Annotated in this window: 10 protein-coding genes and 2 pseudogenes; 1 reads left to right on the plus strand and 11 read right to left on the minus strand. The window is 41.2% G+C overall.

Features of this window, described 5'->3' with window-relative positions:
• Nucleotides 1-239: 239 nt before the first annotated feature.
• From IPM95_16155 to IPM95_16175, 5 genes are all read right to left on the minus strand, one after another.
• Complete coding sequence (locus IPM95_16155; GenBank protein ID MBK9330791.1) at nt 240-2108, minus strand: hypothetical protein; 1869 nt, start codon at nt 2106-2108, stop codon at nt 240-242.
• Between the two features lie 4 nt (nt 2109-2112).
• The gene (locus IPM95_16160) at nt 2113-4638 is read right to left on the minus strand and encodes a DUF2309 domain-containing protein (protein MBK9330792.1); all 2526 of its coding nucleotides are present in this window, start codon (nt 4636-4638) and stop codon (nt 2113-2115) included.
• 24 nt (nt 4639-4662) lie between these two features.
• Nucleotides 4663-5346 (minus strand): carbonic anhydrase, encoded by a 684-nt coding sequence (locus tag IPM95_16165; protein ID MBK9330793.1) that lies wholly within the window; start codon nt 5344-5346, stop codon nt 4663-4665.
• A 7-nt stretch (nt 5347-5353) separates the two neighbouring features.
• Nucleotides 5354-6937 carry a SulP family inorganic anion transporter gene (locus tag IPM95_16170; protein ID MBK9330794.1) on the minus strand — a complete coding sequence of 528 codons (1584 nt, stop codon included), beginning with the start codon at nt 6935-6937 and terminating at the stop codon, nt 5354-5356.
• 95 nt (nt 6938-7032) lie between these two features.
• Nucleotides 7033-7323, minus strand: coding sequence for a hypothetical protein (locus tag IPM95_16175; protein ID MBK9330795.1), 291 nt, complete (start codon nt 7321-7323; stop codon nt 7033-7035).
• A gap of 143 nt (nt 7324-7466) precedes the next feature.
• On the opposite strand from IPM95_16175, the gene IPM95_16180 reads away from it, so the two are divergent.
• Nucleotides 7467-8486 carry an AI-2E family transporter gene (locus IPM95_16180; protein ID MBK9330796.1) on the plus strand — a complete coding sequence of 340 codons (1020 nt, stop codon included), beginning with the start codon at nt 7467-7469 and terminating at the stop codon, nt 8484-8486.
• A gap of 37 nt (nt 8487-8523) precedes the next feature.
• Here the strand turns inward: IPM95_16180 and IPM95_16185 are convergent, their stop codons facing one another.
• From IPM95_16185 to IPM95_16210, 6 genes and pseudogenes are all read right to left on the minus strand, one after another.
• Nucleotides 8524-8718 (minus strand): hypothetical protein, encoded by a 195-nt coding sequence (locus IPM95_16185; protein MBK9330797.1) that lies wholly within the window; start codon nt 8716-8718, stop codon nt 8524-8526.
• 6 nt (nt 8719-8724) lie between these two features.
• Nucleotides 8725-8952, minus strand: coding sequence for a hypothetical protein (locus tag IPM95_16190; protein ID MBK9330798.1), 228 nt, complete (start codon nt 8950-8952; stop codon nt 8725-8727).
• A gap of 18 nt (nt 8953-8970) precedes the next feature.
• Nucleotides 8971-9183 (minus strand): hypothetical protein, encoded by a 213-nt coding sequence (locus IPM95_16195; GenBank protein MBK9330799.1) that lies wholly within the window; start codon nt 9181-9183, stop codon nt 8971-8973.
• A gap of 48 nt (nt 9184-9231) precedes the next feature.
• Nucleotides 9232-9749: pseudogene (locus IPM95_16200) on the minus strand (DUF1211 domain-containing protein).
• A gap of 221 nt (nt 9750-9970) precedes the next feature.
• Nucleotides 9971-10276, minus strand: a complete 306-nt coding sequence (locus IPM95_16205) for a hypothetical protein (GenBank protein MBK9330800.1) — start codon at nt 10274-10276, stop codon at nt 9971-9973.
• 418 nt (nt 10277-10694) lie between these two features.
• A pseudogene (locus IPM95_16210) lies at nt 10695-11133 on the minus strand (VOC family protein).
• Between the last annotated feature and the right edge of the window lie 2516 nt (nt 11134-13649).

Raw genomic sequence — 13649 nt, forward strand, 5'->3', positions numbered from 1 at the left:
TTTTACTTATGGCCGAAAACACACTGATTGGTGAAACGAAAAAGCGTCAGATTTATTGCCGCACATAAAAACGCGGACAGCCGAGCTGGGTGCCCAACTGCCCGCCACACACACAAATAGGAAAAAATATCCCATAAAACTTATTTTCTTTATCCGGTCAGACATATTCCGTACGCTTTCAATATCTCGTGCTGTGTTTTTTATTTGTTTCATCATAACAATCCTTCTGTCTGCAAAAACTAAGAGGACCTGTAGGCTATCGGATGATACGCTTTTTTGTGCTGACCCAAAAAGATACGTGCATATATTCGGAGGACAGCAACTTCAATTAAGATAAATCCTAATGCTATGCTTATAATTAACAGCGTTTCATGGGTGTGTATATACGTAAACAGCAAATCAATTCCGATAAACGTTGGCGTGAAAGGAAATCCAAGCAACGCCAGACAACTCAGCAGAAACAATGCCGCAACTCCTTTCCGCTCGTGTGCATAGCCATGAAAATAATTTAATGAAATGTCATTATCAATTGCCTTTATCTTCAACAGACAGATCAATCCGGAAATGGCAGCAAGCAATATGCCGCTCAGGTATAAGGCAATATGCATAAAATTAATATGCTCATTCATTGATATGGCCAGGGCTATCAACAGCTGACTGGCAATGATATATAACCACGCCCTGATGGCGTCGTCTCTTTCGGTAAATGCCTTTACAATAAAGATAAAGGCTAAAACCGCGTAGGAAACATCTAAATATAAAACAACAACAGCCGGCAGATATCCCTCAAAGAGCAACCCAAACAGGCCTATGAAATAGAACACACCCACCGCCACCAGGCTGCTGGTCTTATCCAGGAATTTAAATGTGTTTCCAATCCATTTAAAGGGTTGCCACAAGATGCGGTATAAATATTGATCAACATTCCACTCCCTTACATTCAACAAAAAGACAGTGTTTTTTATCTTTGCCATAAAGGTATGCTCCGAAGCAGATTGTGCCGGACTATAACTAAAGACCATATCGTGGATTAAATAACTCAGCACCGAAGGCGAAACGAGCAGCTGGTAGGTTCGGAGAAATGCATTTCCCGCAAAATGCAGCAAGGCCAGTATATGCAGCCCCAGGGCCACCTCTATAAACATGATTCCAATCTGAGTAATGGACGAATAGGCAATTTGTGTCTTCACAGAAGATTGTACGCTTGAAATGCCGGAAGCAATGATGCTTGTAAACAAACCTATTGCAACCAGCAACAATTTAATTCCAAAATTATCTTCCCATAACGGATAGGTTCTGATTAATAAGAAAACACCCAGATGCACCGAAAGGGAGCCATAAAAAATGGCACTCGAAACAGTGGGACCCTCCATGGCCCTGGCCAGCCAGGACGAAAAAGGAAGCTGTGCTGACTTGATGGAAACAGCAACGACGATTAACAGGCACATGGTTTGTATATAAACCGGATGCTGCAACAGAACCTCATCCAGGAATCCGGCCGTATGAAGTTCATGGAACGTGATGTTTTTATGAAAGATGTGGTGTGCCATCCACATGGCAACTATTAAACAAACATCTCCAAGCCGATAGAGAGAAATAACCTTTAATCCATTTTTTACCGGCAGGTACCTGTCACGGTAAAATGCAATCAACAAAAAGGAAGTAATGCCCAATATTTCCCAGCCGATAAATAACGTCTCAAAGTTTCCCGAAAAGATGACAAAGTTATACCCAAGATAAAAGAATAACAATGTATTGAAAAACCGTTTGTATCCTTCGTCCCGATGCATATAATATTTACTGAAGACGGTTACCGACAAGGAAACGACAGAGCCAACCATTGCATAAGCGGCCGTGGTAACATCATAATAAAAATTTATAAAAAACTCAAAGTGTTTAGATTTATAAAGTACGAGGTGTTTGATGTCTATGGTAGTAAAGCTATTCCATATCCATAAGGCTGTTATGACAATCAGTATCATTAAATGTACACTAATGGATGCGATGGCGATGGTGGCAATAGGCCTTTCACTGTTTTTATTAATAAACAGGCTCAGTAAAAACGCCAGCAGCGGCAGATAGATAAATAACTGAAGTAAGTGTTCCATATAATTATTTATGCAGATAAACCGGCATGTTTTCTTTTGTGGCGTGAACAATATGATTCGATTCCATTTCTTGTGCATTTTCAATCAGGGCATGAATATCGTTGGTGGTTCCAATCTTATTATCAAACGGCTGATACAACCTAAAGGCTCCTTCCTTAAAATAGTAAATGTCATTTGTTTCCGGATGGATGGCCGCAACATGCACCCATTCATGGATAAACCATTCGTACATCTCCGGCGAAGATTGTATTGTTTTCAGAACGATTTCAGGATAATGCTCCACAATGATAAATAAACGAACGGGGTCATGAACTTCTATCATCTGCCACGGCAACCCAGGACGTAAGTCTCCGTCGCTGCTGTTGGCAACCCCAAACAGACCCATTACATTGTGCGGTAATTTGGTCCCGGCACCCAGCTTCTGATTATCCACCCGCGAAAAGTAATACTCCAGATTAATCCCTCCGCAAACGGGGCCGAGGGGCCGCATCACACCAGCCAGCAAATCACCTGTCGGGTCTGTTTTATAGTTGTATGAATTCAGAAAGGCGCGGCGGTCTAAAAACAAGCCTTTTGTAATTTTCCGTTCCCCCACAATGCAAAGGGTGTTGGTGCCATGGCCTAATTCAGGTCGTGGCTCAAACAAAGAAACCGAACGATCCAGGATTGCCTTTCGAACCTTTTTAACATCCTGTTTCGTATTAATGGAGGCAAATCGCCGCGAACGTTCTTTCGCGTTCAAATCAAGTGCCTGTTCAAATGAAGCCCTATTCTTCTTATGTTGTATCTGATTCAGCTCACTTAGATTTTCATCATCGTAATATTCTATCTGGTCTGCAGCAGTATCATGCAGTGCACCAATAAACCGGGTGGTTTCCGGAATATCAATTCCGTTATTTCTTAAACGTTCCCGGACTTTCGGATGATTTGCCATAAATGCAAAAACACGAGCATTTACCGAGCCGGGCCGGCCGCTGCACGCTCCGCAATCATGTGCACCGTGGTGCGGGTTGTTAGCACTGCTGGAGCCATGGCCAACGACATAGACAAGCGGTGCAAAATCAGCTTTCAGTCCGATACCTCTTAACAAACCCTCCACCCGGACTGCCATTTCATCGATTGTAAATCCAATCTGTAAATTGTTTTCAATATCGCCCGGTTGTTTATTTTCTATCGTAAGCTGAGCTTCCTTGTGCATGTGGGCAAATGCATTGGAAATGGCCGGACTCATTTTGGGTGTAAACAATTGCTGGAGCAACCGAACTGCCGACCAGAATCCAAGTATAAACGTACTTAAATAGCCCGTTAAAAAAGTATGCGTTTGGTGTGTATACAATGCCTCGTGCTGATGACTTCTTTTTACGTTGATTTCTTTTATCAGATACTTCGGCGTGACCGGCGCAGGACATAACTTATCATAAAACCTGGCACCCTGGGGCTGAAAATAAAATTCCACGCCAAAGAAACCGGGACAACCCAGTGTTTCACATTCCGGGTCTGATGATTCCAGATTCCTTCTTATGGAACACTCTCTTTCATCGATACAGAAAATAGCCTGAAAGCTTTTTTTCTGAATCGGCTTTTTCTGTGTCTGACTGTTGATTTGAATACCGGACAATACGACATCATAATAACTCCATTCGAACGCATCCTGCCATATTCTAAAAACCTCCTGCAGCTGGCCGATGGGCACATCTGTAAATAGGTCCTGAGGGGGCTGAACAATCGCGGCGGTTATGGGTTGCCACTTTTTTCCCAAATTGTAATCCAGGGCATCAATTTCAAGTAAAAGCTCAAAAATGATTATGTCCCTTAATGAAATTATTTTGGTATCAAACAAGGTGTCCGGTTTCTCTTCCACCGTAGCGGCCATTCCCGACCAGCCTCGATGGCTGAATTGCTGGTCAAAGAGATACTGGTTAAAATATGCTTCATCACCGACAATCAACTTTAATAAGTCTGTAATTGTTGGCTGCTCCTGCAGCAATTGTTTTGCACGCTTGGTCTTAAATAAGCTGGAAAAACTATTCTTCTCCAGTGCCGTCAGGGACGCCAGAAACCCTTTGGGGTCTAGCGGAAACTCCCAGATAGAAATTCCCTGATCTAAATAACTGGCCAGCACACGGAATAAAAGCGGCTGCACCAAATTATTGATGTCAATCCTGTATTGTTCTTTCCATTGGCTTCTCAGCACACCGATTCTGGGTGTGATGGTCTCATTGTAATTCTTGAACAACACATTTTGTTTCCATTCGTTCAGAAGCTCAGCGCCTTTCCGCTCAACAATTATTCTTTCTAAAACAGCATCATTGATTCTGCCGGTTTCATATAGTTTTCTGAACTCCCCCAACTGCAGGGTCACCTGATAGCCGAATATTTTAGATGCCTTAAAGATGGCATCATAAAATTTCATATCCTGGAATGCATGGAGCGAATTATGATGAATAAAATCTTTGAGCGGAGTCTGTGTGGGCAAATAATGCTTCAGCTCCTGCAGGATATGTTGTTCATCAAAATTGGTGTGACTCATATTTAACGATTTAGATAGTCCATATTAGTGCCTTAGTTCCGCTACGCTGAATTCGATATTCTGCTCATCGCGTATATACATCACATCATCATAAAAATCTACTTTGCCGGTTTCAACATTATACATGGCGCCAACTACGCCAATCTCTCCGTTCTCAACCAACTGCTCTAAAATGAAACTGCGTTCGATGATGCTTTTTACGGAACGTTTAACATTGATTTCTGCCACGTTTTCAACAAACGTATAGTTCGCAGATGTTCTGTCTTTTTTGGTTTCTTTTTCCTGGTAAACAGCCGGTTGCAGTTTAGATAACAGCTCTGTCAGATTTCCCATTTCGACATGGTCGCACGCGCCTTTTACCGCACCGCATTTTGAATGCCCCAGCACTACAATTAATTTTGACCCCGCTACTTTACAGGCAAACTCCATACTGCCGAGTATATCCGTGTTTACGATATTGCCGGCAATACGTACCGAAAAAATGTCGCCCAGTCCCTGGTCAAATATTAATTCGGCAGATGTTCTGCTGTCAATACAGCTTAGTATGGTGGCAAAAGGCCACTGTCCGTCTCTGGTATCGTTTACCTGCTGTAATAAATTCCGGTTTTCCTTATAGTTTTTTATAAAACGGTCATTTCCCTCTTTTAAAATTTCCAGCGCCATTCTCGGCGTGGTGTTTATCTGGGTTTCTTTTGTATGTGTTTTCATTTTCAGCTTATTTTAATTCATGAATGGATTGTACATGTATGTCATTCTCGATTTTATATTCTTCTTTGAAGCCAATCAGTATCGGCGTGATGTTTTTCTCCTTGGCCTGGACTTCTCTGAAATTTCTTATCAATTCCAGTACATCGTAATCAATATAGGTTGTTTTGGACGCATCAATGGTGACAACCGAATTTTCAGGTAAGTGTGCCAGCGTCTGCTTGATGCTTGCCTTGTTTAAGAAGGAGACTTCTTCCGCCAGCTGTATCCTGATTTTATCACCGGCATGGTAGTCTTCCTTGTGGAAGAAATATGCGTTTTTCAGGTTGCCTTTTAATATATAAAAAATACTGACTGCCAATCCTACGCCTACGCCTTTCAATAAATCGGTGAACACCACCACAAGTACCGTGACTATAAACGGAACCCACTGGTGTTTTCCATTTTGAAACATCTCTTTGTATATTGAAATTTTAGTCAGCTTATAACCTACGGTGAGCAATATGGCCGCCAGTGCCGCCAGTGGAATTTTATTTAGTAATGTTGGAATCAGGGCAACACACACCAGCAATAAGAAACTGTGAAACATGGCCGACACCTTTGTTTCGGCTTTTGCATTCACATTGGCAGAACTTCTGACAATTACACTGGTTATGGGCAGCCCCCCTATCAGGCCGGAAACGATATTTCCGATTCCCTGCGCCTTCAGTTCCAGGTTTGTTGAGGTGACTCTTTTATGCGGATCAATATTGTCTACCGCCTCTATGCTTAAGAGTGTTTCGATTGAAGCCACTACTGCAATCGTGGCAGCAATGGTGATGACCTTTACATTGGTAATCTGTGAAAAATCAGGGAAGGTGAAAAACCCCAGAAACTCATTCAGGCCGTTGGCGATAGGCACATTCACCAGATGTGATTTTTCAGTTATGGCAAGCGAAGAGCCCGTGGTTACGAACAGTTCGTTTAAGACAATACTGACAATTACAGCCACCAAACCACCGGGAATAAAACCCGCTCTGTTTTTAATAAACGGTTTTTCCCAAAGAATCAAGATCGCAAGGGCTGTTACCGCTATCAGTGTAGCGCCCAGGTTGATATGCTGCAGCGGGTGCAGAAGTGCTGTGAATGTATTTTCTCCGTTTGCCTGTATAAAATCCAGGTTTCCTTCTATATCCGCATCATAGCCAAATGCATGCGGAATCTGTTTCAAAATAATTAAGATTCCGATTGCCGTCAGCATACCTTTTATGACGTTTGATGGGAAATAATTGCTGATGGTTCCGGCTTTTAAAAAGCCCAATACCACCTGCATGATACCGGCTAATACGACTGCCAGTAAAAAAACATTGAACGCACCCAATTGTTGAATTGATACCAGCACAATGGCCGCCAGTCCCGCAGCGGGACCACTGACGCTCAGTTGGGAATTACTAATGGATGCGACAACCAATCCCCCTACAATACCGGCAATCATGCCGGAGAAAAAAGGCGCACCGGATGCCAGTGCGATACCAAGGCAAAGCGGCAATGCCACCAGGAAAACGACTATACCGGCAGGAAGGTCCTGCTTCCATGTTCGGAAATATTTTTGCATAATAAGATGTTTACAGTGTGTGTATGATTATCATCAGGCTTTTCCCTGACCAGTTAACGGTCTTCTATAAGGAAAACCATTGGAAGAAATAATGATTATGCCGCATCGGGCGGAAAATAGACAGCCATGGAGTGATCTTCATCTATTGGAAGATGCTGATATTGGGCAAGTCTGTTTTTTTGCAGGGCATTAAAAATGCCGATTGCCCTGTTTTTTATATCTGCTGAAATGTAAGGGAAAATTTTAGTCTCTTTAGCGGTATCTTTTTGCTGATGTTCCTCTTCCGCCATTTCTGCCATACTGCTGGCCGGACTGTAAAAATACAACGGATTGGTCACCATGAATGTCATGGCAAATAAAATCATATAGGTGAACAGCATTTTCACGGCGCAATTATACCCTCAAAAACAGATATAGACAAGCATTTAACATTATTTAGATGTAAATAGTTCAACAAAAAAAACATTTTTTTAGCTTATCTTGCTACTGAAAACTTTATCCCTTATTTATTTAAAATAGGAAGATCATCATGCAGACTTTTAACGAACGGTTCCGGCAAATTGCATTCTTCTTTTTTTTAGTGGCGCTCGGGCTGCTTATTTTTTTACAGCTTCAGTTTCTGGTGCCCGGAATTTTGGGTGCAGTAACCCTATATATTTTAAACAGAAAACCTTTCTTCATTCTGATCTATCAGAAAAAATGGAATAAGTATCTTGCAACCACCCTGCTAATATTTCTGGATGCTGTGATTTTATTGATACCCTTTGGCCTTGCCACCTATTTTGTATTACCGAAGGTGCACAATTTTTCAGAGAATGCCGGTGATTTGTTTGCCGGCGTAAAGGCAATCATAGAACGTGTTTCGGCCTCCATCGGCGTTACAATACTTTCCAAAGAATCATTGGGCAATATTCCGGCATTGGTATCTTCCAATCTTCCTGATTTTCTCAATTCAGCTTTCAATGCATTCATGAATATTTCCACCGTGTACTTCCTGCTGTTTTTTCTGCTGATCAATGCACAAAAATTAGAAATGATCCTGTTAAAATACATTCCTTTGAATGCCGAAAACAAAAAACTGATTACTGCAGAAACAAAAAACATCGTGGTATCCTATGCCATCGGCATACCGGTAATCGCCATTGCCCAGGGTTTTTGCGCCTATATCGGTTATACCATTTTCGGCATCAAGGATCCGATGTTGTGGGGGTTTGTAACCGCTGTTTGTTCCGTTATACCTTTTGTCGGCTCCGGCTTGATCTGGATTCCCCTGGCGGTATTTTTATATATCCATGGAAATGCGGGTGATTCGCTGGGACTCGCCGTCTACTGTGCATTGGTGGTATTAAATATTGATAACCTGCTGAGGCTGGTCTTTCTCAAGGCCTATGCCAATATTCATCCTCTGATTACATTATTCGGTGTCATTACCGGATTGAAGCTTTTTGGATTTATCGGGCTGATTTTCGGGCCCCTGCTCGTTTCATCCTTACTGCTGCTGATTCGAATTTATATCATAGAGTTTTCTTCCGAAAACAACAGTGCATAATCCCGGATTTTTCCAGTTTTACATTACGCGTTTATGCTTAACGACTCAGCTGTTCCTGTAAAATCTTATTGACCATATCATGCTGTATCAGGAGCATGGAATGGGAGCCGCCCTCCACCGGAATGGCGTTTTTAATATTCCTGAATGGAAACATCTCATCCTTCGTTCCGTGAATATGGATAATATCTTTTCTGTAATCTTCCGTGCTTTTCCATTTTACAATCGCATCCACACACCATTACACGAATCTTGGGGAGTTATTTTTTGCCATACTGACGGCCAGATGGCGCAGTCCGGGTTTTTTCAGCACCTCCCGTTTGAACATGCTCCCGAATTGAATCGAATGGATGAAACCCTGTCCGGGAAGCAGTTTATGCATATTGGTGAATTTCATCTGCTTCAGCAGTAACGGCATTTCGCTCCGGCTTTTCACGGAAGAAATCAACACCACCTTCTCGGCGCACATGGCGTATCAGTTCCATCGTCATGATACCCCCATCGAATTTCCAACGATGTTAAACGGTTTCGTGGTGTCCATCAGCGGAATAAATTTCTGCGCATAGGTTTCCATCGTATCATGGGTATGGTGTTCCGGGAATGGTAGATAAACGGGGTTTTCCACCACCGCCATCTGGTATTTGAAGATGCGCTCATCCGAGGCGATACCGCCGATAAAATACGTTTTTGTTGCTGTCACAGCTCTAAAATAAGGAAAAAGAAGGAGTTTTTTCTGATACCCCCCTGCTCAGTCAGGATCTCTCAGTGCGCGTTCAATATTTTTATCCGGAACCAACCACATGATAGCGGTGAGTGCAATAACAGCGCTGAAACCAACGGAAAGAACAATGCACAGGGGATGGAAACGGCATAAATGACAAGTGAGAGGATGCCTTTCTTTTCCTGTGTCTTCAGGGCTTCTGTCAGTCGGGTGCTGCTTCAAATCAGATGCGATGGCAGCCTGAAGAATGAAAAAGGCAATGGCGCAAGATAATAAATTGACGGCATAGGTGGCTACCGGAATCCGGGCGAAATGATTCTCTCCCATCCAGCCCGTGGTGAACGGAATCAGGAAAGAAAAAACAAAGACACATATTGGACCAGATGAGTTTACTGTTTACACGATGCGCCGTGTGCAGCAAATGGTGGTGATTGCCCCAATAAATGCCCACATACACAAAACTCAGCACATAACTGATAAAGACCGGCGCCAATTCCCAAAGGGCAGGGCGTGGCCTCGTGCGGAATCTTTAATTCCAGGACCATAATGGTAATGATGATGGCGATGACACCATCACTGAACGCTTCAAACGGGATTTGGTCATGGTTGATTTTATAAACAGACAACTGTTGTTACACAATTTCTTTTCAAAAATACTCAATAAATCCATTGCAGGAGTGCCCAGCGAATGGAAGAAAATTCGGGCAGTCTAGACGGGTGTGTTCATCGCGGTTAAAAATCAGTTCGGTATTGTTTCCCGCTCCGGTCAAAATACACCAGCCAGGGCGCCATACGGTCTGCCAGCAGGTGCAAATATGGTACAACTGCTCCTGCCGGGTGGTATGGGCACTTGTGGGTACCGTGAATTCCAGTTTATACGTATCCGTAAATTTGGCATATCTTTGGGCGCGGTGTACTGCGTTTCATTGGGCAGTGCTTTCAATAGTGTATCTGCGAACAATCGGCTGTCCTCTTCATTTTTTATGCCATCCGCAATGATGGTGATGCTTATCCCTTTAATCATGGCTGAAAAGATACGGATTTCATCTTTTAAAAATCGGAAAATAAGCATGTCACGTTTGGTGTAAAATCATCTTTTATTTCCGTCGGGTTTTCGCATCTTTACATCATCAAACAGCTGAAGCTGGAAACATAAAAACCAACCTTAGAAAAGAAACCAAAAAACCAAACTAAGGTCCGGAAACATAGAAACCCTACTCCTAAACGTCCGGAAACCTAGAACCCAAAGAGAGCGACCGTCGCTTTTTTATTGTCATCATCGTCATTGCGAGTGAAGCGAGAAATCTTCCTCCTTTTTAGAAATAAGCCTGGTTGCGGAGGCTCTTTCTTTGTTGGTAGAAAGGACAGTGTGCAATAAAGTGCAGACTGCTTATTCTATGAACATCGCCGTCCTTTCGAGTGAGACACGAGCGAGAAATCTTGCTTCTGTTTAGCAGTAAACTTAATTGTATAGGTGCATTGTTTTTTGCTTATACGTTTCCGCTATAGGTTGGGTCAAAATCCACCATCCACTCAATACCGAATTTATCTCTGAACATCCCGAAATAGGAACCCCAGGGACTGTCAGCAATCGGCACTTCAATACTTCCGCCTGCTGAAAGTCCGTAAAATAACCCGTCGGCTTCTGTACGGCTTTCTGCGCTAATAGCAATTTTAGATCGGTTTTCATTCTCACTGACCGGTCCCATGCTTTCCGGAACGTCATTGCCCATTAAAATGTTCTTGCCAACAGGTAGGGCAATGTGCAGAATTTTGTTGGCATCATTTTCCGCTACAGGGGAATTCAGGGCCTGAGAGGTCTTTAAGACGCATAATTTTTGCGAACTCTCCGCCGAATACTGATTTGTAAAACGTAAACGCTTCTTCGGCATTTCCGTTGAAGTTAATGTGAGGATGAATCAGTGCCATATTTTTTAGTTTTCAGTTTTTTTCTTTCTTATTCCTGCTATCTGAGTGAAGGGTGTCGAAAAACGGTATGCATATTTGCAGTGATCATTCTTCCTTTTTTTTTATTTAAGGGTCCAATTGTGTCAGCTTTATTTTCTAAAAATATCAATAAGCTTTTCTACATGAATTTCTAAATCAATGTCGCCACCTGCACCAATTGAAAAACCCGTGTTGGCTGCTGGCATTATTTTATAATGTGTTGATAATTAATCTATGTAATATGTATTTCAATGACAAGTTGTGTACAATTATGTTAATTCAAAATGATACACTTTTCAAATGTCAGTAAAATTTGATCCGTCCTAAAATATGTTTACCGTTTTAGTTATTAAATCCCGCTACAGGTTTACAAAATTATAACTGCCAACAATTTTCACGTCAGAACTATCTTAGTAAAATTTCACACATAATACCTACAAGATAATGTGTTGTTTTATATTTTCTGAATGCAAGACGCACTATTTTCCAGTCCAAATTATCAGGTTCTTTTTCGCCTGGATAATAGAAACCCAGAAAATCATCATTTTTGTAATAAACATCCATGTTATTGGAAATATCATTGTCCGCATAAAAATTATTATATTCTATTTGATTGTGAAAGAGGGCTTTATCTGTGAATATAATTTCATCAAAAAAGTCTGGTATTGATAATATTATTGAATCTTCGGAGTTATCCCGGTAACCCCAAAATATGTTTTTCTGTTAGGTTCCTAAAATCTTTAGCGAACAAAATCTGATCACTCTGCTACAACATGTGCCAGAGGTGAAAAGCGGGCACCATCTGTTGGGTGAATGTATTTAGCTAATTTGTAGTACTTTGCTTTACAATATTTCAAAATTTCTTTGCTTTTTGAATCAGCAATGAATCGTCTATCCCTGTTTTTGGTTGATAAAGGTTGAGCATTAAGTATCAATGTCGATTTAAAAAAATCAGAACCCAAATGATTTTCTTCATTTAATTTCTTTTTCTAAATAGAAAAAGACACCATCCCATCTTATAATCACATGGGTATCATCTAAAACAAAATTTCTTCTCTACAGGCGTTTCGGGGCTATTGTTGACAAGCACCGGATTTTTTCACTTGTTATCCCTAATTTCTATCACATCCGAATTATATTGGACAAAAATTTCTTAGCAGGAAATACTGTATTCTCAATATTCCAAAGCGGTAAACCGTATCGTTAGGGAAAAATTTCTTTTATAGGAAGGAATTTTCAAATGGGATAATTGCATCTTTGAAAAATGATACTGTTAACCACTCACCGGCTGTTTTGTCATCCATTGCCGAGAATTCAGAAAAACATATTTTGTTATTTTCCATTCCCGCTAATGATTGATTGTTTAACATCTGTAACTTCAGTATTCATTTTACGCTTTCTTTTTCGGAAGCATTAGAATTGCAGGATAAAACAAGCAAACACTATAATAATAGCTACGTTTAAATATATACTGTATCTCATAGTTTTATTTTTATAATGCTGAATCTAAGTAATAAATGCAATTTTGTTTAAAATAGGTTTATCGTTAGTAAAAATAGCATTTGCTATCTCATTTGGGGTATAAAGCCAGAGTTTTTTTCTAGGTCTGTTGTTGAGTTTATTTTCTATTTCATTTAATTTTTTCTTGCGTCAGGTATTCAAAAGATGATTTTAGGAATATATCTGCGAATAAGACCGTTGGTATTTTCCACCGTTCCACATTCGTAACTTTGGAATATGGATGTGTAAAGAAGTATTGAACACCGAGCTGTTAAACTACATCTTCATGTCTGGCTAAATTCCTTACCATTGTCAAAGGGACAGGTGCAAATAAGGCCGAAAATTGCATCGGGTTTTTATGGTTTTTTGACGCGAGCCACCTGACTTGCGTGTTTTTCATCTATCAAGACCATTTTGGTATACAACGTTTTCTGTCTACCATTGTCAATATAGCACTTTATGATTCGCACCGATAATGGTATCTACTTCAAAATCTCCAAACTGTTCTCTGTTATTAGCCTTGCATTGGACGCTGTTCGATACTGACTTTGTTAGGTATCTGTCCTCTGTAATCTGACTTATTACCACGTTTCTTCTGGGCATCTTTGCTTTTTAGCCAGGTATTGATAGTACTCCACCCTGTTTTTTGTCCTTCCAATGATATTGATAAATAGTTTCATGGCTGACTTTGGTACAACCCCTAGCATTAGACGGGCGTACTATCGCTCCGGTGATAGCTCTTGTTGTAAAAGATGGGAAGCGCCCAGCAATTGTACGGAGTCCGTAAAGTATTTATGCTTTTGCTTGATCTGATGCCTGAACACAGCGTACTGATGTAATAACATTCTTAGCATCATATCTGCCGGAATACATCTTATTTCTGGCAATCTCCCTGCTGACACATGACGTACTCTTTACCATCCCATTCGGCAATCTTGTTTGATTGAATTGTTTTGACAATAAGGTAGCTATTTGATACCTTTGCTCTGCGGTGAGTT

This window comes from Sphingobacteriales bacterium, from assembly GCA_016719635.1.
GTDB lineage: Bacteria > Bacteroidota > Bacteroidia > Chitinophagales > JADIYW01 > JADJSS01.